This window comes from Alteromonas aquimaris, from assembly GCF_026183695.1.
Taxonomy (GTDB): domain Bacteria; phylum Pseudomonadota; class Gammaproteobacteria; order Enterobacterales; family Alteromonadaceae; genus Alteromonas; species Alteromonas aquimaris.
The window spans coordinates 320,005-345,773 of record NZ_JAPFRD010000011.1 but is presented as its reverse complement, the minus strand read 5'-3'; the positions used below and the strand labels follow the sequence as shown (position 1 = coordinate 345,773).

The following is a 25,769-nucleotide window of genomic DNA, read 5'->3' as shown; positions in this document are numbered from 1 at the left end:
AGTTACATCCGTTTTCCTTTCCCTTTTTGGTGTCAAAATTCAGGTAATTGAATAAGTAGTATCGGCATGCATCTGGATACCTGAACCTAAAAATCAGTTAATAATCGTCGGAATAGGTAGGACCCGCATAGTTGTCGAAACGAGAAAACTGCCCCTGGAACGTCAGTCTCGACGTACCTATTGGGCCATTACGCTGTTTACCGATGATGATTTCTGCGACACCTTTTTCTTCACTGTTTTCGTGATAGACCTCATCACGATAAATGAACATGATCAAATCCGCGTCCTGCTCGATTGAACCAGATTCTCTCAAATCAGAATTAACCGGGCGTTTGTCTGCACGCTGCTCCAGACTCCTGTTTAACTGCGATAGTGCAACAACTGGCACTTCCAACTCTTTCGCCAGGGCCTTAAGTGAACGCGAGATTTCAGCAATTTCCAGCGTACGATTATCACTTAACGATGGCACCCGCATCAGCTGAAGATAATCGACCATTATCAGACTGATCCCTCCCCGCTCTCTGGCCAGTTTTCGCGCGCGGCTACGCACGTCCATAGGCGTGAGCCCTGATGAGTCATCAACAAATAAATTGTCTTTGTCTTTAAGCATCGCCATGGTGTTGGAAATGCGTGCCCAATCTTCATCGTCCAGCTGCGCGGTACGAATTTTGGTTTGATCCACCCTGCTTAACGACGCCAGCATACGCATCATAATTTGTTCAGAAGGCATCTCAAGGCTGAATACCAGGACCGGCTTTTCTTCTGCCATCATGGCATTTTCACACAAGTTCATGGCGAAGGTTGTTTTACCCATGGAGGGACGTGCAGCAACGATGATTAAATCAGAGGGTTGTAACCCACTGGTCTTTTTATCCAAATCAGTAAAACCTGTGGTAACCCCAGTGACTTCTTTATTCGTTTTAATTAATGCTTCGAGACGGTCGATGGTTTTGCCTAACACGGATTCGACGTTGCGAGGGCCTTCATTCTCACCTGTGCGCTTTTCCGCTATTTCGAAGACCTTACTTTCTGCGAAATCCAGAATATCAGCACTTTCGCGCCCTTCTGGGTTGTAGCCTATTTCGGCGATTTCATGGGCCACGCCTATTAATTCACGCGTAATCGCTCGCTCGGCAATAATACGCGCATAGGCCGTTACATTTGCCGAGCTAGGCGTGTTCTTCGCTAATTCACCCAAATAAGCAAAACCACCGGCGTCATCCAACTGGTCATGATTTTCTAATTCTTCAGAAACGGTGATCAGATCGACAGGCATATTCTGCGACAATAAGCGCAAAATAGATTTGAAGATAATTTGATGAGAGCGATTGTAAAAGTCATTCTCGGTAACCAGTTCGGCCACCTTGTCCCAGCTGTCGGGATCGATAAGCATACTGCCAAGCACAGACTGCTCCGCCTCAATGCTGTGAGGGGGAACTTTCAACTTTTCTATATTTTTGTCAGTGCCTGACGCAGGAACAACTTTCACAAACTTAACTTTTTCCGATGATTTGAGGTTGGCTATTATGCGGTATTTTTCAAAATCTCACAATTTTGATCGCAGGAAAAGTGGTATATTCAAGCGGTATCTACCCTCGCTGTGTATATTCCACGTTTTACAATAAATGTAAAAAGTACGTGGTCTTGAATGTTACACCACCAACAAATCCTTTCTCAGATCTTTATATCATGGGAAGCTGACATTTTAGTGAAACGATGTGATGGATGTACCACTACCACTAAAAGAAGCATTTTTCCGTATTCTCGAATGACAGTTATAGAGTCCGCGAGGCAAAAGGAATTAAGCAGGAGCTAATCTTTCGGAACCTCCGCCAATATTCGTTTTAGTTCTGTGAAATCCACCGGTTTTGTAATGTGGTGATTAAAGCCGGATTCTTTAGCCATAAGCTTATCTTTTTTCTGTCCCCACCCTGTTATTGCAACAAGATAGATATTCGCGTCTGCTAATCCTTCACGTACCCTCTTGGCTACCTCATAACCTGAAATATCTGGTAAACCAATATCTGACAAAATGATATCTGGGAAAAACTCGTTTGCTAACTTTACACCGGAATTTCCATCAAAAGCGGTACAGGTAATATGGCCATTATACTCTAAGAGTTCGGCTAAGCTCTCTGCCGTATCTTCATTATCATCGATCACCAGAATACGATGTTTAGGATCCTTAGTTGTTTGTGGCTGTGTAGCCATTGAAGAGACGACGGTTTCATCGGCAATATTTTGTACCGTGGGCAATTTGACAATAAATTGACTGCCCTTATTGTGACCTTCGCTAGTTACCTCTATTTCACCACCATGCAACTTTACCAAATGATTAACCAGCGCTAATCCGATACCCAGCCCGCCCTGGGCGCGCTCTAGAGCAGGTGAAAGCTGGGAGAACATGGTAAAAATATTAGCCAGTTCGTTGGCAGGAATGCCTATACCCGAATCTTTTATAACAATGACCGCCTGTCCTTCCTGGTGGGTGATAATGATTTCTATAGCCCCCCCCGCAGGGGTATATTTTGCCGCGTTATTTAGCAGGTTCGAAAAAATTTGTACGATGCGGGTGGCGTCTGCATTAATGTAAATAGATTCCTCCGGCTTGTTAACCGATAGTGTGTGCCCACTCGCAGAAATTAACGGCGTAGTTTCCTCAACTGCGCATTGAATGGAGGGAAGAATATCTATTGTTTGTTTACGTAGTTTAATTCGATTATGAGAGACCCTGGAAATGTCCATCAGATCCTCGATGAGCCGCGTCATATGGGTAACATGCCGTTCGATGACCTGACGAGATCTTTTCAATACCTCTCCATCATCCTCTTTAACCCGCATAATTTCTAACACATTTCGGATAGGGGCCAATGGATTTCTAAGTTCATGACTGAGTGTTGCCAAAAACTCACTTTTTCGACGGTCACTTGAGGATAACTTTTTATTTAATTCAGAAAGCTCTCTCAAGCGAGCCTTACGTTCTGATACGTCCATGCAAATTCCATACACCGACTGAGTCTCTCCCTGTGCAGACACCATTACGTGCCCGCTTATCTCCATGTCGACCCATAGGTTTATAGAATTTTTCAATCTGCATTCAAGCGTATAGTTTTCTCCGTCTTCAATGGCCTGATTTAATTGCTCATCGAAGAGTAGCCTGTCATCAGGATGAATTAAGCGATAGAAGTCTTCTTTGGTCAGCCAACAACTTTCTTCATCAAATCCCAGCAAAGACTGGAGCTCGCTATTCCATTCCACCTTTGCTGCATTAATATCCAACGTCCAACTTGCCATTTTCGCACTATGCATGGCCAGGCTTAAAACGTCTTGATTCCGTTTTAGTTCATCCTGGGTCTTGCGTAATGAAGATAAGGAGGCTTCTATCTTGAGTCGCGCTGAAACCAGTTCTTGTTCAAATTTTTTTCTGTCATTGACCACGAAAAAAGCTAAGCGATCAAAGGTCTGCCCCTGGTGCGTTTTTCGTAACGCATTCACTAGCATAGGGACAATTCGATTATCATGCGCTTTTAAATCTATCTGGACTTCTGCCACTGAGCCTTGCATATGTAGCAGTGGAGCCCAATGGGTATGATGAAAGAATCGTCCACCGATGGTGAACAAATCCTGTATTTTCTTGTGCTGAATAAGTTCTGCGCTACCGTATCCCAACCAGTTTGCAAAAGTAGCATTAACGCGCAGAATCGTGCCATCCTCGGCCGTAACTACGAGACCACAAGCAGCGTTTTCAAAGCAAGAAGAAAGATCCGGGAGCTCGGTCATTAAAACAAACTACATAAAGCGTTCATTTAAAAACTCATCTATGGCATCAATGCTGGCATGGGGTGCGCTTAAATGCGGACAATGACCCACATTTTCAATAATTACCATTTTTGCGTCTGGCATATTTTGGAGCATGTATTCACCCACCGTACGCGGGGCAATAAAATCATCGCTACACTGCAAAATTAACGCAGGAGGCTGGCTTTTTGCCACCGCATCGCGATGATCGGAAAGAAAAGTAACCCGAGCAAAATGTTTAGCAATAGCAGGATCGGTTCTACAAAAACTATTTTCTAATTCTTCAGCTAATTCAGGTTGATCGGGAGGTCCCATAATAGCTGGAGCCATATTGCTTGCCCATCCCAGATAATTGCTGTCAATCATATTGCACAATTCATCTATATCTGCCTGAGAAAAGCCTCCTATATAATCTCCATCATTGATATAAGAGGGAGAGGGACCGACCATTATTTGGCATTTAAATTTGTCCGGGTGATCAACTGAAGCTAGCATTCCTATGGTGGCACTCACAGAATGACCTACAAAAATGACCGGGCCGTCGCTAAATTCCTCAATGATCTCAATAAGATCGTTTGCGAATCCTTGCAAGCTCGCGTATTTATCAAAATCATAAGCAGATAAATCGGATTTTCCACTCCCGACCAAATCAAACAACACAATCTTGTAACGATCTTCATAAGATGGCACCAAATATTTCCACATATTCTGATCACAACCAAAGCCATGCGCAAAAACGATGGTTTCTGTTCCTTTACCCATGACTTTGACATTGTTACGACGTTGAACACTCATACGCTATCCTATTGGTAAAAAACAAATAATCACTGTAGATCTAATAAATAAATTAGCTGAACAGCTGATAGTATCTAGAAAGTGGGCGAATAGATATCCTACAACCCGAAACAGTGGTTTATAAAGCTTTTGCCACTGCTGGTCAACGTGCTAACGTTTCTACCGAAAAACTGTGGAGATAACTGGCTCGTAGTCGGATTAAAACACGCCCGTCGATAAAGCAAAAGTCCGACAGAAAGAACACGCTACCAGCTCACACTGTAAGGTTAGCCACAGCAAGCCCCGAATGAATAAGATCATCAAGCTCAACGCTATCTACGACTTCCATGTTAAAAGAGATGACAGCAATAGAATAATAATCTGTTTAGATTGACTGGTTGTAGATATGTTTTTACGACAATTCACAAACCAATAAAATGATTTCAGCTTTAGTGCCTCTGAGCGGCAATGTACGTTTGATTATATAGCTTTACCCATGGCATTTGCACTATTAATCTTGCAGGAGCCGCGTTATATTTCAGCCTTGGCCGATAACAATAATTAACATGCGCTGTCTCGTTTTATTTTTTTCATTATTCTTTTCTATTTCGATTTTTGCTGCTGAAAAACAGACATATGTGACTAAGCGTCTGCAACTTTTTGCGCATGCTGTACAAGCAGGCGAGTTAGCCGAAAAAGAATTAGCCCCCTTTGATTCAACTACACTTCTGGGTCGGTATTTCCGCTTCTCCATTGTCTCGCTTTACAATAAGCAGCTGGGAGCCCCTCTCACTGTGCAGGATATCAATACGTTGGAAAATGACTTTCCAGATCTGCACGCTGAACATCAGGTGTTGACAACTTACTTAAGCAATAGCAGTGAAGCGGAAAAAATCACAGCGCTTGAAACGCTGCTGTCTCACGCTGAAGCGGAAGGCTGGGCACGCCTGGTACGCTGGCTCACGGCTTTACTGGTAGAATTGGAAATGGCGACAGGTAATTACGGCCACGCGCTATTTCGACTGTATGAAGAAATTGACTTTGCGCCTGATATTGCGCTTAACGGGACCCACTTTGAATATCCATTAGTCCTTATGCGACAGGATATGGCGGCGACCCTTTACTATTTGGGTGAATATCAGAAGTCACTTGATTACTGCCAGCAAATCGCAGTTCCCCAGCCTGAAGCCAGTGAGATAATGCTACAGGGAAAGTTGTGTGAAATCCGGGCGCAGATTAGATTAGGCCAGCACGATACCGCCTTAGCCTCGTTGCAGATACTGCTTCCGCTGTTAACCGCCTCCGAATATAATGTTGATGCGTTAACTATATTGAGGTTACACGCAGAAGCCCTGCTTGGTACAGAACGATTGGAAGAGGCGAGAGAAGCTGCTTTAAAGGCTTATGAACGGCTTAATGCTTCCGGCACACCACCTGCAAAAGACATCTTTAATATCTCACTTTTACTCGCACAGGTATATCTAAAACACGGTAACCCTGAAGAAGCCGCGCGATTTGCTTCTGATGCAGAACAAAGTATTGAGTCATTGGAAAACAGCAAATACCATATTCGAGCGTTACTGCGCACTCAGGGAGAGATTGCTGAGGCAAGCGGCAACTATAAAATCGCTCTAGCGCATTTCAATAATTTATATAATCAAATCCATACAAGTCTTCCTACTATACCTTGGGATAAGGTAAAGCAGATCTCGTCGAAACTTGATGAACAGAATATTGAAGATTTGATCCTGAAAAAACAATCATATAATGATAATCATAATTTTCTCAAAGCTTTAATAATAATACTTTCTATTTTACTTACCATCAGTTTGATTATTGTGTATAAAGCGGCTCGAACCAAGAACCAGCTTGAGTACCTTTCCCGAGCTGACCCTTTCACCTCTGTTTATAATAGCTGGGCCAGTCTTAACATAATTGAAAAGGAGTTATCACGAGAAAAACTTGGTTCATTAGCACTATTTAACGTCTCCAATCTTCCACACATGGCAATTAAACAGGATAAATTGAAAAACATTGCGACATTGATCAAATCGAATGTAGGAAAGAGATGTGTTATAGGTCGTTATAGTGGAACTACTTTTGTGATTTGGTTCCCACAAACTGAATATAGTAAAGCCTATCAACATCTACAGCATATTCGGCGTATCTGTATTGATTATTCAAGCAACGATTGTAGTTTCGATACCGCCAGATACGAATTCTCTTTTTCACAGGTTCACGAACGGAGTAATCTTCTCAAGATAATAGAAGAATGCCAATACAAACTTAAAGAGAAAATATATGAGTAATAAAAAAATATATATATTTTTCCTATTACTTAAATTAATTACTATCTCAAGTTTCAGTGATGCTAACGTCCAAGAGAGCTATGAAAATGAGCGCTCTAGGATTCTAAGACTGGATCATTTCCAAGTTTACGAAGCGCTCGAAAACTCGAAAATCTATGACAAGAATAGCCCAATTGGTAAATATTTTTACAATAGCATTATTAGATTTTCTCATATGGGAAATGAACAGCTTTTTATAACACTACAGGATGAGGAGGATCTTAAAAAGACCTATCCAGCTATATTTCTAGAATATTTGATTAAGAAAAATATCGAATCAGATGAAAGCATTGATGAAAAAATCGCAAAATTTGAAAGTTACGCTGCGATAGCTGAAAAGGAAAGGTGGCCCAGGGTATTCCGCTATTCCATGGCGTGGTTGGTCGAATTTGAAGTAAACAACTTTCGAGATAGTTCTGCATTGGTAAGAATGTACCAACTGCTTGATAAGGCACCCGTATTTGAGTATGCGGAAATAGCAATAGACTATCCCCTACAATCGCTTTACTTTGATATTGCAGTAAGCCTAAACAGACTTGGTAGACATAGTGACGCGTTGCAATATTGTCATATGCTAAGAGAATTGGGAGCAAAGAATTCTGACCTGAAGTATTACAGCACCCAATGCAAAATACATCCTTTGCTTGCTCTTGGAAGAAGTGAAGACGCGCTAAAGTTACTATATGAAGAAATAAAGACTTCCCGAGAAACTGCAGATCACTATTCTTTGGTGATTAATTATATATCAACTGCCAGGGCTCTTATTGGTTCAAATAAATTGGATCAAGCTGAAGTACTAATAAACGATGCTTTAATAATTCAGAAAAATAAAAATTACGACGGATTTGAAGGGTATGCACCTGAGTATATGTTACTAGCTGACATTTTTAATAAAAAAGGAGACTTTAATAAAGCAGAGCGTTACCTATCGCTATCAAAAAGTGAATTGAAGGATGCTTATTCAAATGTGGGTATGGAGCTTAGATATCTTAATATTGAACAAAATATATTAGAAAAAAGAGAGTACTATTCTGAAGCATTAAAAATAGCTAAAAAGGCAGTAGAAATATCCTTAGAAAGAGAACAAAAATTTCCCTACCAAGCACTTACAAATTTGATTAACAAACTTAATGAAAGACAGATACGCCATCTCAATAAGACAGAATCTTTAACCAAGTTAAGAGAAGCCTCCCTAATTACGGCGCTTATCTTTCTCGCAATTTTATTTGTTTTCGTACTTTACTCATTAAAAAATATACTATCGGAACGAAAAGATTCCAAAATCAATTCGATGTACGACATTGCATCAGGTACGCTCAGTTTCTCAAGTTGGAAAAGTAACGCTATAAAATTATATAAGACTAAGATAGATTTTTTTCTAGTTCTTATAGAGACCGGAATTGATAGAAATCTTCTAAAATATGAAGAGTCTACTTTCGATTTTATTAAAAATTGCAAATATCAACTTTTATCTGATGAAAAGATAGCTAGATATAACGAAACAACTTATGTTTTAAAGCTCAGTGCAAGTAGCGCCCGTGATTGTAACAACAGATTAAACGATATTTTGCATAAGGCTAACTCTGAAAGTAAGCTTCCTGTAAGATACTTTAAAATACCTTTCCCCAGAAATTTTATGTTTGGAAGAAAAATAAAGTTGTATTTAAGACAGTTAAAGCAACGGGACTTCAATATCCTTTAATAAGCTTAATTAAACATAAATTTCCGTACGCAACAAAAGGCGACTATTTTAAGATAGCCGCACCGTAAACCTAATTAATAAATTCATTAGCTCCAACATTAGTTATTCAACACAACTCTACCACTCACGGTTGAAATATCGACGTTTGCGGAACCACCGTTATGGGTAAACTCTAACCAGCGGCGCGGGCCGTACTTTGCCTTTATCATTCTATCTGAGCTGATATTGTTGTCGATGCTGCCTCCCGCGTGGGCTTCTATGTCAAACTGTGCAGAAACATTTTTCTGAAACGTAAGCTTAATTCGGCCTCCCACTGAGGAAGCATTGACATCGCCGCTGTCGAGCAAATTCATTGATGCATCAATCCGTCCATTCACTGTATTTAATCTGGCCTGCTTGACTTCGGCAAGCTTTAAGTTCATATCACCATTAACCGTATCCACGGTGAAATCCGGGCTGTTTGATGTCACATCAATTTCACCGTTTACAGATTCAAATTGTGCTTCTTGCCGGCCAATATGGTTGCCGCTAATATCACCATTGACCGTGGCTACCCGTAACAGCGCATTAATATCCTGCAAGTCAATATCGCCATTTACCGATTCTACATCCACTTTGCCTGTTAGCGTGTACAAATCGATATTACCATTGACCACTTCAACGTTTGTCTTGCCTGATATTTCGTACACTTTAACGGATGCGTTGATTGACGTGTAACTGACTTTACTACCATAGGGCACATAGATGGTAAGATCGTCACCATGGGCGTTATCATTCCATTTCCAACCGTTGCGGTGCCGCTTTACTTCAACCTCAATGGTAACCTCCTGTTTATTGCCTGTAAATTCGAAGTCTTCGGTCTGATCCCCGAGTTCGCCTGTCACCCTTACTTCACTTTTATCCCAGCCTTTTAAGACTGCTTTGCCATTCATGTGCTCAATTTTTACAAAAGGTGTCTCTGTGGTGTCCATCGTTTGATCGACTTTCTGCCCCGCATTTACGACACAACTTAACAAAAGCAGCCCCATGCCCAGCGTCCATTTTCTTTGCACGCTTTGGTTTATTGGATAATTTTTAATGAAACTCATTTTATTCACCTTTACCTTAAATCTGCTGCCACTTGGGCGCGTGCACTCGCTCAACTAACATCATTTGTTGCTGATAGACGTTTTGTAGCATTTTAAGTAATGCTGTATTGTCAGGATCTTCTTCCAGCGCTGCTTTTATCGCGTTAGCGGCACTGTCTAATTCTTGTAATTGCTGCTGCCAATTTTCTGTCACCGCGGGCTGACCTTCAAACTTTACTAATAACGCATTCATCTGTTGTTGATGCTGGTTACTTAGTGCGGTTACCAGTGATTGACCGGTCAGACTGTCGTGAGTCTGTGGTTCAATAGGCTTAAATGTAAACCAGCTTACCATGGCTACCAGCGCAAAACTGGCTGCCAGCGCAATGTGTTTAGCATGCAAACCCGAGCGTGACTCAGCTGGGTTTTCAGCTTCAAGACTTAATTCAATACCTTTCCACAAATCTCGTTGGGGCTGTTTTTCCTTAGGTAGCGTATCAAGTTGTCGCTGCAATTCGTGTTCGAAGTTATTCATCACCATATCCCATCCACTCTTTCATCAATTGCTTAGCTCGATGAAATTGTGCCTTACTTGTCCCCACTGCCATATTTAACATGTGGGCAATTTCTTCGTGTCGATAGCCTTCTACTGCATGTAATACGAAAACCATTCTTGCCCGCTCAGGCAGTCGCACTATGAAAGATTCCAAATCGACCTCTGCACTGGAAGACTCAGCTTGTTCATACTCAGCGGCTGATTCTTCGATATTGAACATCCGCTGAAACCAGCCTCTTTGCTTTCGCAGGTACGAAACCGTGACGTTTGCGGTCACGCTGTGTAACCAAGTGGTAAAGCGACTCTGCCCATCAAAGTTTGTCAATTTTCGCCATAACTGAATGAACACTTCCTGTGTGGCGTCTTCTGCCAGTGCGCGATCACCTGTAAGCCTGTAGCACAGTGCATATACCCGTTTTACATGCAAATCGTATAGAGCATGATATGCATGTTTATCTCCTTTTTGTGCGGCTTGGATCAGCGATTTCTCTTTTTGCTGTGAGAAAGTTTCGCTGGCATCCACTACACTCGCCTGAGCTTCAATCATTTCACTTATTTATTATTGGTTTGTTGAGTAGTTAGTCGTAGCCTACGCGAGGATGGTTTAAAATGAAAAAAAGATTTTTATTTAATGAACGAAAATAGCTTATTTATCAGATTGCTACCTCTCCAAAAATTGCTGTTTATATAAGTGCCCTCTCCTTTTATGCCTTACTGTGTATTAGATAATATTATTTACTCACTTAACTATGCACCGACGGAGCTCGCCCGCGGTAAATACAAACGCGAAATAATTCTAAATAACGCTACCGAACTAAATAGATGCGATACCACAGGTTGCGGAAGGAAATTGATAAATCAATCAATGGGAGTGTTTTATCGTCAAACGAGTTAGCGGAGTGTGTTTATGATTAAATAGCCAGCGAGTTATGCTACCAGGCGGTATTTTTTGATACAGAAGACCTGACATCACCTACTTGCGCTTAGCGTGATTACGTTTGGTCGCACGCCGTCACATCCAATGAAATATAATGACCCCTTTCCAAACACAGAATACAAAAGCGTATACTGTAGGCGCTTGCTAAAGGCTTCGAATAGGCAATGATATTTGTCACTATCATAGATATCAGACTGGGTTGTGTGCAGCAAGACTACTGCGAAGATAGTCGGTCTGAATAAATTAAAAAGCGAACATACGTCACAGTTCTTGGATTTTTAACGTACGAGTGATTACCCGTGATAGCGTAGCGTGAGGAGTAATTTGAGTATTCCTTTTTACCCTATCCCGTATCGCGCTGATCACACTTAGCGGTCAAGTAGTATTAAATTTAGATACTTTATACTTAACTAATTTTAGCTATAAGCATGAGAGATTATCCCGGTAAAACGGGTAACGTGCAAAGCACTGATTGAGTTAACGAGCAATAGATTTACCTTACCTTGTACTGCTTTTGTGCAATCTCAATGGTAGGGAACATAATCCGTGTTATTCACCCGACATATTGGACGAAAGGGAACGGGTTTTGTCGCCCACGGGCTATTTGTTTTCATATCCACTGGAGGAGTTATGCCCACTCAAGTCCAACTATTCGAAGTTATTGCAATTCAGCGAGATGTCAGCAAAGTAGGCATGGATCTTAGCTCTGTAATGAATTTAGTTGTTAAACGTCTGCTTAATTTACTTAAAGCAGATGGCGCTGTTATTGAGTTAAGAGAAGGAAACTTGATGGTTTATCGCGCGGCCTCCGGGATCGCAGCCTCCCATCTTGGCATGCATTTAGAGGTGGATGCCAGTTTATCCGGACACTGCGTCACCACCGCTAAAGCGTTATTTTGTAACGATGCGACTAACCACCCTCTAGTAGATAAAAAGGCCTCAAAAGCGATTGGCATTGCCTCTATGTTGGTGGTTCCTTTAATTCATGAAACAAAAACCGTTGGTGTGCTAAAGGTTATGTCGACACAATTGGCTGCATTTAAAAAAACAGATTTAGTTTTGCTTAACCTTCTCTCTGAACAAGTGGCGGCAGCTATCTATTTTTGCGAGCAACTTTCTGCGGATAAGCTTTTACAATTGGCAAGACGGGACGAGATGACTGGATTAGCCAACCGCTCTGTATTTATGGAGCAGCTAAGAGCCCTTTTTAGTATCAACCATGATAGTCAAACAAGATTTGGTATTCTTATTATTGATATGGATAACCTGAAGCTGGTTAATGATTCTTACGGGCATCGGGCAGGGGATGAGTTAATTACAGAATTCGCTACTCGACTGACCCACGCTTTACCTTACGCCGATTGCATCGCTCGCTTGGGAGGGGACGAGTTTGGGGTAATCCTTAACAATTTACTGGCGCAAGATGCGCTAGAGCCTCTTCAGAGACAGATCAGGGAGCATTTTTATGATGACCTACCGTTTGAAGGTAACCTCTTGCCTTTGGATGCCAGTATAGGCGGGGCAATTTTTCCTGACGACGGGCGTCTCCTATCAGTACTTATCGAACGAGCCGATCAACGGATGTACGAACGAAAACGCGCTAAAAAGGAGGTAAGGAGTAATGACATGGTTGAGAATAGATTTGCACACCAAATGACTTCTGTGCGCAGCGAAAGAAAGCTGAATTAAAAAAGCCGCTCATCAGAGCGGCTTTTGCGAAATTGCTAATTTTACGCTTCAGCGATAATAATAACTTTAATCGTTGTCATTACATCAGAGTGAAGTTGAATATCAATTTCATATTCGCCAGTTTCACGCAGTGTACCAGTAGGAAGTTTAACTTCAGACTTAGCCACTTCCACCCCAGCAGCAGTAATTGCTTCTGCGATATCACGTGTACCAACAGAACCGAACAACTTACCTTCGTCACCAGCTGGTGCCGCGATAGTCACTTCGCCTAGTTCGTTTAGTTTTTCAGCACGGCCTTCAGCAGCTTTCAACTCATCAGCAATTTTTGCTTCAAGTTCAGCGCGGCGAGCTTCAAATTTTTCAACGTTAACTTTAGTTGCAGGAACGGCTTTACCTTGTGGGAAAAGAAAGTTACGTGCAAAACCAGATTTAACGTTAACCTGGTCACCCAATCCGCCAAGGTTGGCGATTTTGTCTAGTAGAATGATTTCCATTTGCTAGTCCTCTTTCGCCAATTACTTGTGTGAATCAGTGTAAGGCAGTAAAGCCAAGAAACGAGCACGCTTGATTGCGCTCGAAAGCTGACGCTGATACTTTGCACTGGTGCCAGTGATACGGCTAGGTACGATCTTACCGCTTTCGGTGATGTAGTTTTTCAACGTAGCGATATCTTTGTAATCAATTTCCGTCACACCTTCTGCAGAAAAACGGCAGAACTTACGACGTCTGAAAAAACGAGCCATGATAGTTCTCCTTACGCGTTGTCTTCAGTGGTTTCGGTTTGCTTCTCTGAACGCTCAGTGCGCTCTGTACGAGGAGCAGAATCTTCACGACGCTCACGACGCTCTTCTTTCATCATAGGAGAAGGCTCAGTGACCGCAGACTTAGTACGCATTACCATGTTACGCAGGATAATATCGTTAAAGCGGAATGCATTCTCTAGCTCAGCTACCGCTTCAGTGGTGGCTTCTGCATTGATAAGTACATAGTGTGCTTTATGAAGCTTTTCGATTGGGTAAGCCAGTTGACGACGGCCCCAGTCTTCTAAACGATGAATTTGCCCATCGTCTTGCTTCAGAATAGTGGTATAACGCTCGATCATACCAGGTACTTGTTCACTCTGATCAGGGTGAACCATAAATACGATTTCGTAATGACGCATTATTGCTCCTTACGGTTGTAGTCTCCACAGCACAGCCAAGCTGCATAGAGACAAGGAACGAAGTTGTTGTAGCTGTAAGGGCGCGCATTATATAGACTTGCCAAGAAAAGCACAAGGATTAATCAATGTGGTTCTTATGCCAAATTAAAAATGTTATGTGACCACCAGAATGCCCACGCCCGATAATGCTACGAGTGACCAGATCCACACCGTCTGGCTTACCCGTTCTCCCGTAAAAAATGCTACCACCAACGAGATAACAACGCTGGTAGCGAATAAAGTTTCTGCCACCGCCGCCTTAGTATAAGTAAACGACACCATCTGCAGGTAAAGCGCTGCAAATGTGCCGATGAGGGTGGCAAGAAAAAAGTATCCCCAAAGTTTTCGCGAGTTAGCGGACTTTGGTAGCCAGTTTTGACGCATACTTAACATAAGCACCACAATCACCGCCATGCCACCCGCCAGTCGAATCTGGCTTGCGTTGAAAGCATCCAATTCGTAAGCAGTTAACATATCCCGCGAAATTACTGCCCCAATCGATTGACATAATGCAGCAAGGGCTGCGAACACGTACCCACTGGGTGCAAATAAGTGCATTTGCGTTCGCTTGTGTAGTTTTATAATGACATCAACTGTAACAATGATAATGGCAATACCCAGCCATTGCGTCCAACTTAGCCACTCTGCAATCCACGCCATAGCTAGTAATGCAGTTGCAATTGGACCCATCGTTTCGGCGATAAGCAATGTCTGACTATCGCCGATCTTATTAAGCGCCTTAAAGAAAAAAGTATCCCCAAGGCCTATACCAATGATGCCGCTCAGAATCAGCCAGGCGTAAGCACTTGCCGGTAATGCCACCGGTGGCATTACCCCTTGCGTGATGATCAGCAACAGCCCCATTGCCAGTATGCCTTTCCAAAAATTCAGCGCCAGCGGAGAAAAAGAGCTTCCCAATACTCTGAACATCCTTGCTGCGACAGCCCAACACACTGCTGTAACCAAAGCAGCAGTTTCACCGATCATAAATATTTACCACGCGATGATTTATTGCCGTGCAGGGTAGCAAAACCTTTATGGTTAACAAGTGTCTTTTTTATAATGTGATTAGGCTTTACACTCTCGCCTTTCAATGAGTACTGCGAGACGAAGCCATGCTAGCGCCTTTTTATTCTTTTTTAGCCAGCATCAGCAAAGCGCTATCCGCTTATTTTCCTGAAATGAGTTTGATGGTAATGGCTACACTTTTAGTCATTTATGGTGATGTCATCAATGGCCACCTTAAACGCCTCTTTGCACCGTATCACTTTGTTATCAGAACCACACTGTTCGTGCTCGTGTGTGCGTTTGGTTACGGGGCTTTAACGCTGTACGGGGCTCCCTTAGTGCTGCACATCATTAAGTTTCTGCCGTGGATGTGGCAAGGAATCGGCTTCATCGTGGTATTTATTGCGCTCGGCATAATGGCCGAGCGCAGACGGTATATGTGATTAAGATTTTTGCAAATACTGGCGAATCACGTACTGCAAAATGCCGCCATGCTCAAAGTAAGTAAACTCATTGGCGGTGTCGATACGCACATCCATATTGAAACTCCGGGTTTGACCATCCGATGCCTGAACGGTGACTTTTACCTCTTTTTGGCCCCGATCTACTTTTTCAATACTAAAGCGTTCGTCCCCTTTAAGTTCCAGAGACGAAGCGGTATCACCTGGCTTAAACTGTAATGGCAATATACCCATACCAATCAGATTTGAGCGGTGAATACGCTCATAGCTTTCTGCCAGTACCGCTTTAACCCCCAACAACGATGGCCCTTTTGCAGCCCAGTCACGACTAGAACCGGTACCGTACTCTTTTCCGCCAATGACAATGGTGGCCACGCCATCGTCTTTGTAGCGCATAGCAGCGTGGAATATCGACATCTCATTTCCACTAGGATAGTGGGTGGTGACACTACCTGTGGTGCCTGGAGCAAGCTGGTTTTTCAGTCTTATGTTGGCGAAAGTTCCTCGCATCATTATTTCATGATTCCCCCTGCGCGAACCATAGGAATTAAAGTCTTTTGGTTCAATACCGTGCTCCTGCAAATATTCCCCAGCGGGACTGTCAGGAGCAATTGCGCCAGCGGGAGAAATATGGTCAGTGGTAATAGAATCGCCCACTTTTACCAGGCATCGAGCATTTTCAATGGCGTGAATAGGATCGGGTTGCGCGCCCATTCCTTCAAAGAACGGTGGGTGTTTGATGTAAGTGGATTGAGGCCAGTCGTACACGGCGCTAGCCGATACGTTTAGTTCGTTCCACACATCGTTCCCTTTAAATACATCGGCATACTTCTGTTTAAACAAATCAGCCGACACAAATTGCGCTATGTGCTGATGAATCTCTTCCTCTGTGGGCCAGATATCTTTCAAATATACAGGCGATCCTTCCTTGTTTTTACCCAACGGTTCAGAAGTGATATCAATATTCATGTTGCCCGCCAAGGCGTATGCCACTACCAGTGGTGGCGAAGCCAGATAGTTAGCCGCCACGTCGGGGTGAATGCGCCCTTCAAAATTACGGTTACCGGATAACACTGAAGTCACGGTTAACCTGGCCTGCCGAATAGCGTTCGAGACAGGCTCTGGCAAAGGACCTGAATTACCTATACACGTTGTACAGCCATAACCCACCAAATTAAAACCCAATTCTCGTAACGGTGCCATTAACCCAGCGTTTTCCAAATATTGAGTGACCACTTGCGACCCCGGCGCAAGGGAGGTTTTCACCCAAGGCTTGCAGGATAACCCTGCCTCCCTGGCTTTTTTGGCTAACAAGCCGGCAGCCATTAAGACAGAAGGGTTTGACGTATTAGTGCAACTGGTGATGGCGGCGATAACGATTGCGCCATCTTCGAGATTAAATTTATTACCCTGAAATTCTACAAATGAGGCATGCTCTTCGTCTACTTCTGGGGTTGCCCCGCCTTCTGCGACAAAATCAGTCTTTTCGTCTACTACCTCTACATCAATCTGTTCGCGATACCAGTCATGGAATGCTTTGGCCGCTTCGTTCAGTTTGATTCTGTCCTGGGGGCGCTTAGGTCCTGCTATTGAAGGCACCACCTCACTTAACTCTAATTCAAGGACTTCATGATACTCGGCATCTTTGGTGTGGTCGTCGTGCCATAGGCCGGCTTTTTTCGCATACACTTCCACCAGATTTAATTGTTCTTCACTGCGTCCAGTAAGACGCAAATAATCCATTGTCATACTGTCTACCGGAAAGATGCCGCACGTCGCACCGTATTCAGGCGCCATGTTAGCTATCGTAGCGCGGTCAGCTACCGTCAGGTGTTTAATACCTGGGCCGTAAAATTCTACGAACTTGCCTACAACCCCGTGGTTGCGCAGTTGTTCCGTGATAGTTAATACCATGTCAGTAGCGGTCACCCCTGTGGGTAAACGCCCCGATAACCGGAAGCCTACGACCTTTGGCACCAACATGCTTACAGGCTGGCCAAGCATGGCTGCTTCGGCTTCGATCCCCCCCACGCCCCATCCTAAGATGCCTAAGCCATTTATCATTGTAGTGTGTGAGTCGGTACCCACCAGCGTATCGGGATATACCCAACGCTTATCCCCCTCAACCTTACTGAATGCACAACGGGCAAGATATTCAAGGTTTACCTGATGCACGATACCTCTACCAGGAGGGACTACCTTAAAGTTATCAAAAGAAGATTGTCCCCATTTGAGAAACTGGTAGCGTTCCTTATTACGCAGGATCTCTAGTGAAGTGTTTTTCTCCAGGGAATCCTCTGCGCCAAAAAAGTCTACCATCACCGAATGATCTATCACCAGCTCCACGGGGCTTAAAGGGTTAAGGGCTTCTCCTTCCCCTCCTAGTTTTTGCATGGCATCTCGCATAGCCGCCAGATCTACAATAGCAGGGACCCCGGTGAAGTCTTGCAAAATCACCCTGGCCGGCACAAATGATATTTCTTGCGTAAGGTCGATACTTGTATCCCACTTAGCCACCGCCTCGATGTCTGCTTTTTCTACAAACTCGTCTTGCTCGTGTCGTAACAAATTTTCAAGCAGGATCTTGATACAAAAAGGTAGTCGGTCAATGTCATAGCGGTCAGCTATCTTGTCAAAACTGACCATCTGATAATCGCTATTATTGACATTTAAGGTGTCGATTTTTTGATAACTCACAGGGACTCCTTTCGAAATAGGTTGCCATCACGACACGGATTGCGTGTCGCACGGTAAGAATAAGAGTTTGAGATAGGTACGTAGAGGGCGACTTAAAAAGTTCACCCTCAATGACAAGGATTACGTTGGGGCAGGCAATAATCTTCTATTGAAGCCAGGCGTAACTGAATTTCATAAAAATAGATTGTTCGTAAGCTTGTAATCCGTCCAGACTAGGCGCTTCTGTAGCAGCTGTGCCAACCCCTACAAAGAACTTCGTTAAGGGATTTACCTTATATGAATAAAGCAGCTGAGCGCCAAGGTTGCGCGAAAAAGCATCGACCTCAGTTTGGTAATTCGCTTGATTACGAGAGGTATTGTTATAAATCATTATCAAGCGCAAAAACTGTCGGGCATCAAATTGATAGGTTAAACGAATATCGCTGATACGCGCGATAAATAACTTGGCATTCGCCACATCCAAATCGCTGTAGATTTGGCGGGCGCTGAGCTGAGCGTGACTACCAATATTCACGTCCATACGTGACTCCACATATAGCTGCTTGCCTAAGCGATTATTAGCAAAATCAATTTGATCGCCAAAGCGAGTGAAAGTACTGAAGAAAAGCAAGGAGCTAGGACGAGTCTCGACGTAAACGCTATTTGAGGATTCATTAAACAAATCGGTATTGCCCTGCACGGCAAGCGTAGAGGGATCGTGGCGCAACCCTACCCGTTCACGCTTCACATGACCTACTTCAAAGTAGGACTGGTATGTGCCACGCAAACTCAAGTATGCTTCTACCTCTCTTTCTAGTAATTCGCCTTTATCGTTATGGGTGATATCCCAGTCACCGTTCAGGCGAATTCGATTCCACCACCCAGTGTCGTTCCACCACATGTATCCGCCACCCACAATGGATTTATGGAAGTCTGTCTTAGATTCAAACCCTAAGTCAGCGCGAAAGTCACTGTCATTAGCAAAGTGATCCGCCTTAAAAAACCAATCACGCTCCTGATGGATATAATTGACCCGCCATGACTCACCCATGAAAGCGTTGTTTTTACGCGTTCGCAAGGCAATCTCACTATTATCTGACGGACGGGTACAATCGTTCGCACAAAAATCTTCATGTAATAGGAACGGATATTGAGTATCAGAAATGACATACTGTGCACGTAATGTATCTTGGTTAGTGAAACGATATTTAATATCAGCCCCGTTAACATAATTATGGTAATCGTCGGCGTCTCTAAGGGTAGAAACCCAACCGACCGAAAAGTCTTCATCAACATCGTATCGATAACGTAGCGCGCTGTTGACTGACTCAGACTTTAACGATGCCACACTCGAACTCAAATTGCCCGGCACAATAAATTGTGTGTTCTCATCGTTTGCGACAAACACACCGAATGTATGATCCCCAGTCTGCCCTGTCAGTTTTGCGCCGTAGTCGGGATTGCTGATATTGCGGGTATAAACCAGATTCTGATTAGATGAGAAATACCCTGCATTCTCCACAAAAAATGGGCGAAGTTCATCGAAATATAACGAAAACGTGTTGTTGATGCTCACTTGTGCAACATCGGCTTCTACTTGAGAAAAATCAGGGTTTAGCGTGGCTTGTAGCGACATTTGCGGTGTAATACCCCAATTGACATCAACGCCCACCTCCTGATTATCGACTGATTGCCAGTCTTTATCGGCAAATACCTCTCGTTCTCGACCTGTGCCCAGCACCAAGGTGGGGATTATCGCGAGATTATTGCCCTGCGTGGCGTTATTAAACCCTTCAATCTCTCCCATTTGGCACAACACACACTCGTTATTACGATCAAAGGGTAAATTGGAAATTCGGAAGCGTTCTTCGCGTGGATAAAAACGTACAAATTCTGCTCCCCAAATTTTACGGTCTGCTTGTTCGTCAAAATTCATCGCTCGTAATGGGATAGCTAGCTCAACTACATAGCCTGACTCGGTGATTTGACCTGCGGAGTTCCAGATGGCATTCCAGCTATCACTTTCCGATTTGGTCATTTCATTTTCAATAGCGTCAGCCTGAACGCCGTGAGGATTAACAAAAAACTGATAAGCCAAGCGCTCGTTATTGAATGTATCTAGCTTGAGGCCAACAAGATCATTGCTCCAGATTTTGTCTCTGTCACGATAAAAGCCACTTATTTCTGCGGGATTAGGATCATGTGCGATAAATCCTACGTAGAGGTTTTCTCCGTCTTCAAATACGTACACATCGGTTTTCACTGGTGCGGCCGTATTATCGAATGGCTGGGTGACAAAATCTAAGGTGAAGTGGTTTGCCTGTTGCCATTGAGGTTCATCCAGCTTCGCATCTACTGCAATGGCCCCATCTAAAAAGGGGACAAACGCTTGTTTAAGCTCATCCTTTCCAAATAAATTATCAGACCTTGATTCAGTATGCTCTATTTCTGTTTGGTCTTTTGGTGAGTCCGTATCAGGTAACGTATCAGGGGCTGGTTCGCTTGCGCTTGCTGCCGAAATCAAAAGGTAGGCCAGAATCGCACTCAGGCGTATAAGCATACTTCGCTTCCTCAAAATTAAAATGCGGGCGAAGTATGCCAAAATTTTGAAATAATGGGTTATTTTCGCGATGACTTACCTCGAAAGTGCGATTAGCAGAGAAGATAAACTTTTACCGCTGGGTGCCAATAGGGGTTATATGTCTGCCTCCAGCAAATGGGCTGGCCCCGTGGGCTCAGCGGCTTTAAACGTTTTAACGGGCGTAACCTCTAGATCTACATGAAGTTTTGGCTGTTCCAACTCCTGCGTCGAAGCCGGATGTAATGGCTCCCCCGACAACCAGTCCTGGATAAAATCTTTATCGAAGGGTAAGAAAAATGGGAAAGATTTCTCATGAAAATTACTGAAGCGTTCATGAGGAGGCCGTGTGATAACGGCACATGCGTACTTTCCATTGTCAAAAGATCGATATAGCGCCCCTAGCATAAATGCTCGCCGGCCCTGCATAAAATAGTGCTGCTTACTCTTCCCAACTGGGTTAGACTCGCCAATGGCAGTAGCCAGAACAATGCCGCGATGCCGTTTAAGCGCCGTACGCCAAAAGCCACTCTCTAAATTTCTGGCGTTAAATGTCGTGCGCTTGCCGATAGCTAAACTGTCACCATCGCTTTGACAATCGAACCACCAGGTGGCATCGATGATGTTATCGGGTGCAGTAATCAGTGACGTGATCTGCCGTGAAGCATTACCGCCAAAGGCAGGATAAAAATTTAGCAGGGAAGAAGATTGTGCAGCGAAATGAGGCACCAAGTCACCCAACCCTACTTCTTCCAGCAAATCAATAATGGTGGGGTTGTCGGTTACGCGTTGGATGAATCCGCACATGCTTGTTGCCTTGTGTTTTTTTACTTAGCCTACCTGATTATGCACGCTTTTTCTCTTCAATATGCATTTCTTGGTACTGACTTGGGCTCATACCGTACATTGCTTTGAAACGAGAGGAAAAATAACTTGTAGAGTTAAAACCTACATCTAATGCTATTTGCGTAATTTGCTGCCCGCTGCGTAATAATGCTTTTGACTTTTTCAATCGGTAATTTTTTAAATATTCTGTGAAATTGTATTCAAGCAGCGAAGCGAGTTTTCGGTTTAGCTGTCTTTCACTGACAGCCAATTCACTTGCTGCCTGCGCACGATTAAATGATTCCTCTTGATAAAATTTCTCCACGATAGCAATAAACCTCGCATAAAATGCCTGATCCTTATCGCACTCATAGGAAGGAAGATCAGCTGACTCATCGCTAGCATGGTCAGATTCCGCAGAGGCTAGAAGCGAATCTCGCAGACGTTGTCGCTGCTCCAGCAAATTCTCAACGCGCAACATTAGCGCTTCATCGGTAACCGGTTTGATTAGACAGTGTTCTATGCGTGCATTTAGACTCTTGGTCTGCGTTACGCTATCCCCCCTCGCAGTTAACAGGATAATAGGAATATGCGCGAAATTTTCCTTCGCCTTGAGCCTGTCTGCCAGTGTGAGACCATCCATAACAGGCATCATATAATCTGTGATAATCAATGCAGGCGTGACAGTTTTTACAATACTCATCGCTTCGATACCATGACGAGCGAGTAAACACGTATATTTTTGTTTCAAAAGTGAATAAAGATATGCGCGCATGTCTTCGTTATCTTCAACCAGCAGAATCACTGTCTTGTTTTCTGGTAGGTCGCTGGGTTTTGGTAACGCTAAAACTCTTGGACTTTGCGCTTGTTGACTGATAGATGCAGTTAGCAGAAATGACGTTGAGTGCAATGGCAAATAGACCGTGAATATGCTGCCTTTACCCTCTCTGCTGGAGACGTCAATCCACCCTTGATTCGCTAAAATCAACTCTTTAACTAACGCTAAACCAACCCCCGAACCAACCACTTCCGTTTCATGTTTACCACGGGCGAAGCGGTTAAAAATCCGTGAGACGTCCTCCTCAGGGATACCGCATCCTGTATCAGAGACTTTAATAACCAGATGTAACTCCTGACATGTCACATCAATCTTTACTTTTCCATGTGTATCGGTGTACTTAACCGCATTAGATACCAGATTATGACAAATTTTCTCTAACGAATCGGCAATCAGGGAAATTCGTCCTTTCCCCCGAATTGAGCTCACAAACTCCTGCTGCTTGTAATCTGCCAAAGGTCTGACATTTGCTAAAATCGCCGGTATATCTGCTTTGATATCGTAGGATTTTCGTTCGTTTTCACACAAGCTTTCAACTTGCTCAATTTCCAGCAGATGATCGACCAGCTTTTCCAATTTAACAGCATTATCTAAGGCAAGTGCAAGACGCTGAGGATTCTCCCTATCATTAGGTTTACCTTTTACCTGTTTTAACGGCCCCAGGACGAGCGCTAACGGAGTTCTAAGTTCATGGGAAATATTGGTAAATAATCGTTGTTTTTGCTCTAAGGCGCTACGGATCGTTTTACTATTATCTGAAGATAGACACTGGCTTCCATTTACTGTGTCATGTAACGCATTTGCCTGAACTGCTAATTTGCGACGGTAGCGTCGAAACAGCGCTAACCCAGTGACACTCGATACTAAAAGGTAAACAATAAAAGCGAGTGGAGAAAGCCAGAAGGGCGGCAGGACGCGGATCGTTAATTTAGAGATAGGTTGAATTGCATCACTTCGTGCATCAACTACCCGTGTCTCAAATATATAGTTGCCAAAAGGCAAAGATGAATAAACGATCTGAGCCGAGGAGTCAGAGAAATGAGTCCATTCCTCTGTCAATCCACGCAGTCGATATTCAATTTGAAGGCGCTCACGCTCTAGGAAATTGGCCACGCTCAACCCCAATTCGAACATGAATTCGTCATTGCTCAATTCAAGTTTCTCGCCTGATTTTATTGCCTCATAAAACCGTGAATTAATGGGCTTTAGAAGATTCGTTTCTTCATCGAATGCAGAAAAGGAAGAGATAATAACGTGATTGATTCTCTGAGCGGTTTCTTCAATCGAATCGATCAATTTTTGATTATCAATCAGATAATTTAGGTTATCCCCGACCACTAAAGTCCGCGTCTTCGACGTATAAATTCCTTTGTACGCGAAATCGGTATCAGGAATTCCAAATTCAGAACCGAGGCGGAAAGATCGACTCCGGGTGGCATCGTAATAGAACAATCCTATATTGGTAGCCAATAAATACACGTGTGCATTGATTTCGGAGATTGCCCTAATATAATTTGATTTAATCGCCTGTACTCTCTTGAATTGGTCGGAAGATTTTGAATACTTCATCAAACCATTGCCAGATGTACAAACGAATAAATTATTTTTTGAGTCTACAAAAATACAGTCGATGCTGCTTACGTCGAAGTTATATTTTTGCGCAAGTTTCTTGGTGACACCGTTTTTTTGAATACGATAAATGCCTTGACCGTGGGCAGCCACATAAATATTTTCACCAATAGAACGCTGGAAAGTATATATTGAACCAGTGAGAAGCTTTTCATCTCCATACTTAGCATGACGAATTAAATAATCTTTTTCGTCAGTTTCATGAATGTAGATGAGCCTACCCTGGGGATCTTTCTCTATCTGAAGTATCTTCCCTGTTTGCATTATAAACGGTGAATCAGCTTTGCGAGTATCGCCGTCACGATTGATTGTAAACAGAGCTCCACTATCGTCCGCTGCTGTTATCGCATTTGCATCTCCTGCAATTACAGTTAATTGCTTGGGGGTACCAACATCTATTCCACGATAGGTTTTATCTAATGAGTTATACCATCCTACTTGGCTTTTTGTAGAGAAGATAAACTCATCGTCTGATGTGAATAAAGCGGAGTCTATAGATGTTGAAATCAAGTTTTTTTCACCACCTACATAAGAAACAGCTCCGGATAAAACAGGTAATATTGCTAAGCCGTTTTTCGCTTCTAATACATAGATATCGCCTTTATTCGTAATTTCAATTTTATATATTTCCCCCAAATCTTGACTTTCAAAGAGAGGATATTGCTTTGCAGGAGAGATTAACTTCGATGAAGTTTTATCGAATTGGTACAATCGTTCAGCAGCTACCCACAAATTATCTTTATTGTCCCTTGCAATGTAACGAACTGGCGAAACAACCTTAGAATTCTCATCCGGTCTTTGGGAAATCGAGGTAATTTCACTCGTTTTTACGTCAAATATTTTTAATGAATTATCCGTGCCTATATAGACATTCTCTTCTTCGACGAAAATCGAAGTTAACTCCCTCGTATTTCTGAAGTATCGTTCAATGCCAAATAACAACCAAGCGGACGAATCTAAGGCGTAGGAATGTAATCCCTTTTTGCGATCTATCCACCATAACGTATCACCTGAGGGAGAAAACTGGAGATTCAGAACATTGTCTCCAACAACTATGCCGCTTTCTTTAAGATTTTTAGTGACTGCGAGGGTTTGCGCGTCTAGTAGATAAATATTATCGATTGTGGAAATTGCGATATTGGTTCCGCTGAGATCAATGTCCCAAACGTACTTTAGGTCCTCCAGATGAGGTGATATTTGCTGGAATTGGTGAGAAATAGTGTCAAAGCGAAAAAGGCCGTTACCAAAAACTGACACCAGTAACTCATGCTCTCCGATACTCTTAAGGGCCGAAATATAACTTTTTGTTATTAGCGTTTTTTTTGCGCAAAAATGATAAGTCTGCTTACCAACTATTCCGTATAACCCATTTTCTCCGCCTAACCAGATCCCATTTTTTGTGGACTCGATGGATAGCAGGGACCCTGTTATCATTTCTTTAAAAGAGTGGGTCGTACTCAAAGTATTGGTGGAACCTGCAGCGACATACGCGCAATGAGCCAAGATAATCTTAAAAATTAAAAATTGTACAACCCGTCTCATTTTTGACATTCCTTGTCTTCCGTATTACTGCTATGAGAGATAATTTGGACAGTATACGCTAGCTTTTGATAGAAATATCAGATTCTATTCATCAAATCAATATAAGGGATAAACTACACATGGAAATTTGCGAACCAGAA

Annotated in this window: 18 protein-coding genes; 4 read left to right on the top strand and 14 right to left on the bottom strand. The window is 43.1% G+C overall.

The window, feature by feature from the left end:
* Window positions 1–97: 97 nt before the first annotated feature.
* The 3 genes from dnaB to OPS25_RS11685 all read right to left on the bottom strand — a co-directional run bounded on the left by dnaB (window position 98) and on the right by OPS25_RS11685 (window position 4,593).
* Window positions 98–1,489 carry a replicative DNA helicase gene (dnaB, locus tag OPS25_RS11695; RefSeq protein ID WP_265617907.1) on the bottom strand — a complete coding sequence of 464 codons (1,392 nt, stop codon included), beginning with the start codon at window positions 1,487–1,489 and terminating at the stop codon, window positions 98–100.
* A gap of 323 nt (window positions 1,490–1,812) precedes the next feature.
* Window positions 1,813–3,780, bottom strand: coding sequence for a PAS domain-containing hybrid sensor histidine kinase/response regulator (locus OPS25_RS11690; protein ID WP_265617906.1), 1,968 nt, complete (start codon window positions 3,778–3,780; stop codon window positions 1,813–1,815).
* Between the two features lie 9 nt (window positions 3,781–3,789).
* Complete coding sequence (locus tag OPS25_RS11685; RefSeq protein WP_265617905.1) at window positions 3,790–4,593, bottom strand: alpha/beta fold hydrolase; 804 nt, start codon at window positions 4,591–4,593, stop codon at window positions 3,790–3,792.
* A gap of 617 nt (window positions 4,594–5,210) precedes the next feature.
* Between OPS25_RS11685 and OPS25_RS11680 the strand changes: the two genes are divergently transcribed.
* On the top strand, window positions 5,211–6,881 hold the full coding sequence (locus tag OPS25_RS11680; RefSeq protein WP_265617904.1) for a tetratricopeptide repeat-containing diguanylate cyclase: 1,671 nt from the start codon (window positions 5,211–5,213) through the stop codon (window positions 6,879–6,881).
* A complete protein-coding gene (locus OPS25_RS11675; protein WP_265617903.1) occupies window positions 6,874–8,622 on the top strand; it encodes a tetratricopeptide repeat protein in 1,749 nt (582 codons plus the stop codon). The genes OPS25_RS11680 and OPS25_RS11675 overlap by 8 nt, the downstream gene beginning before the upstream one ends.
* Window positions 8,623–8,720: 98 nt before the next feature.
* On the opposite strand, the gene OPS25_RS11670 is transcribed toward OPS25_RS11675, so the two are convergent.
* From OPS25_RS11670 to OPS25_RS11660, 3 genes are read right to left on the bottom strand one after another with little or no spacing between them, the layout of a single operon-like run.
* A complete protein-coding gene (locus OPS25_RS11670; protein ID WP_265617902.1) occupies window positions 8,721–9,710 on the bottom strand; it encodes a DUF4097 family beta strand repeat-containing protein in 990 nt (329 codons plus the stop codon).
* 16 nt (window positions 9,711–9,726) lie between these two features.
* Complete coding sequence (locus OPS25_RS11665; RefSeq protein ID WP_265617901.1) at window positions 9,727–10,230, bottom strand: hypothetical protein; 504 nt, start codon at window positions 10,228–10,230, stop codon at window positions 9,727–9,729.
* Window positions 10,217–10,792: an RNA polymerase sigma factor gene (locus OPS25_RS11660; RefSeq protein ID WP_268741455.1), complete on the bottom strand. Its 576-nt coding sequence runs from the start codon at window positions 10,790–10,792 to the stop codon at window positions 10,217–10,219. Before OPS25_RS11660 ends, OPS25_RS11665 begins: the two co-directional genes overlap by 14 nt.
* A gap of 1,020 nt (window positions 10,793–11,812) precedes the next feature.
* Between OPS25_RS11660 and OPS25_RS11655 the strand changes: the two genes are divergently transcribed.
* Entirely contained in the window at window positions 11,813–12,871 is a 1,059-nt protein-coding gene (locus OPS25_RS11655) for a sensor domain-containing diguanylate cyclase (protein WP_265617900.1), read from the top strand.
* Window positions 12,872–12,912: 41 nt separating this feature from the next.
* Here the strand turns inward: OPS25_RS11655 and rplI are convergent, their stop codons facing one another.
* The 4 genes from rplI to OPS25_RS11635 form a co-directional block, all read right to left on the bottom strand.
* Entirely contained in the window at window positions 12,913–13,365 is a 453-nt protein-coding gene (gene rplI / locus OPS25_RS11650) for a 50S ribosomal protein L9 (RefSeq protein WP_265617899.1), read from the bottom strand.
* A 21-nt stretch (window positions 13,366–13,386) separates the two neighbouring features.
* Window positions 13,387–13,614: a 30S ribosomal protein S18 gene (gene rpsR, locus OPS25_RS11645; protein WP_073316739.1), complete on the bottom strand. Its 228-nt coding sequence runs from the start codon at window positions 13,612–13,614 to the stop codon at window positions 13,387–13,389.
* Window positions 13,615–13,625: 11 nt separating this feature from the next.
* Window positions 13,626–14,033 (bottom strand): 30S ribosomal protein S6, encoded by a 408-nt coding sequence (rpsF, locus tag OPS25_RS11640; RefSeq protein ID WP_265617898.1) that lies wholly within the window; start codon window positions 14,031–14,033, stop codon window positions 13,626–13,628.
* A 153-nt stretch (window positions 14,034–14,186) separates the two neighbouring features.
* Complete coding sequence (locus tag OPS25_RS11635; protein ID WP_265618415.1) at window positions 14,187–15,056, bottom strand: DMT family transporter; 870 nt, start codon at window positions 15,054–15,056, stop codon at window positions 14,187–14,189.
* 131 nt (window positions 15,057–15,187) lie between these two features.
* Here OPS25_RS11635 and OPS25_RS11630 point away from each other — a divergent pair, with 131 nt between their 5' ends.
* Window positions 15,188–15,523 (top strand): DUF3392 family protein, encoded by a 336-nt coding sequence (locus OPS25_RS11630; protein ID WP_265617897.1) that lies wholly within the window; start codon window positions 15,188–15,190, stop codon window positions 15,521–15,523.
* Here the strand turns inward: OPS25_RS11630 and acnA are convergent, their stop codons facing one another.
* The 4 genes from acnA to OPS25_RS11610 all read right to left on the bottom strand — a co-directional run bounded on the left by acnA (window position 15,524) and on the right by OPS25_RS11610 (window position 25,638).
* Window positions 15,524–18,238: an aconitate hydratase AcnA gene (gene acnA, locus OPS25_RS11625; RefSeq protein WP_265617895.1), complete on the bottom strand. Its 2,715-nt coding sequence runs from the start codon at window positions 18,236–18,238 to the stop codon at window positions 15,524–15,526. It abuts the gene before it with no gap.
* 145 nt (window positions 18,239–18,383) lie between these two features.
* Window positions 18,384–20,777: a carbohydrate binding family 9 domain-containing protein gene (locus tag OPS25_RS11620; RefSeq protein WP_265617893.1), complete on the bottom strand. Its 2,394-nt coding sequence runs from the start codon at window positions 20,775–20,777 to the stop codon at window positions 18,384–18,386.
* A gap of 135 nt (window positions 20,778–20,912) precedes the next feature.
* Window positions 20,913–21,602: an SOS response-associated peptidase family protein gene (locus tag OPS25_RS11615; RefSeq protein ID WP_265617891.1), complete on the bottom strand. Its 690-nt coding sequence runs from the start codon at window positions 21,600–21,602 to the stop codon at window positions 20,913–20,915.
* 37 nt (window positions 21,603–21,639) lie between these two features.
* Window positions 21,640–25,638, bottom strand: coding sequence for an ATP-binding protein (locus OPS25_RS11610; RefSeq protein ID WP_265617890.1), 3,999 nt, complete (start codon window positions 25,636–25,638; stop codon window positions 21,640–21,642).
* Between the last annotated feature and the right edge of the window lie 131 nt (window positions 25,639–25,769).

Bases quoted from the DNA above. Each gene is read 5' to 3' on its own strand.
- OPS25_RS11670 (WP_265617902.1), bottom strand. From the start codon at position 9,710: ATGAGTTTCATTAAAAATTATCCAATAAACCAAAGCGTGCAAAGAAAA.
- OPS25_RS11615 (WP_265617891.1), bottom strand. From the start codon at position 21,602: ATGTGCGGATTCATCCAACGCGTAACCGACAACCCCACCATTATTGAT.
- OPS25_RS11690 (WP_265617906.1), bottom strand. From the start codon at position 3,780: ATGACCGAGCTCCCGGATCTTTCTTCTTGCTTTGAAAACGCTGCTTGT.
- OPS25_RS11620 (WP_265617893.1), bottom strand. From the start codon at position 20,777: ATGCTTATACGCCTGAGTGCGATTCTGGCCTACCTTTTGATTTCGGCA.
- OPS25_RS11675 (WP_265617903.1), top strand. From the start codon at position 6,874: ATGAGTAATAAAAAAATATATATATTTTTCCTATTACTTAAATTAATT.
- OPS25_RS11665 (WP_265617901.1), bottom strand. From the start codon at position 10,230: ATGGTGATGAATAACTTCGAACACGAATTGCAGCGACAACTTGATACG.
- OPS25_RS11660 (WP_268741455.1), bottom strand. From the start codon at position 10,792: ATGATTGAAGCTCAGGCGAGTGTAGTGGATGCCAGCGAAACTTTCTCA.
- OPS25_RS11610 (WP_265617890.1), bottom strand. From the start codon at position 25,638: ATGTCAAAAATGAGACGGGTTGTACAATTTTTAATTTTTAAGATTATC.
- rpsR (WP_073316739.1), bottom strand. From the start codon at position 13,614: ATGGCTCGTTTTTTCAGACGTCGTAAGTTCTGCCGTTTTTCTGCAGAA.
- OPS25_RS11655 (WP_265617900.1), top strand. From the start codon at position 11,813: ATGCCCACTCAAGTCCAACTATTCGAAGTTATTGCAATTCAGCGAGAT.
- rplI (WP_265617899.1), bottom strand. From the start codon at position 13,365: ATGGAAATCATTCTACTAGACAAAATCGCCAACCTTGGCGGATTGGGT.
- OPS25_RS11630 (WP_265617897.1), top strand. From the start codon at position 15,188: ATGCTAGCGCCTTTTTATTCTTTTTTAGCCAGCATCAGCAAAGCGCTA.
- rpsF (WP_265617898.1), bottom strand. From the start codon at position 14,033: ATGCGTCATTACGAAATCGTATTTATGGTTCACCCTGATCAGAGTGAA.
- OPS25_RS11685 (WP_265617905.1), bottom strand. From the start codon at position 4,593: ATGAGTGTTCAACGTCGTAACAATGTCAAAGTCATGGGTAAAGGAACA.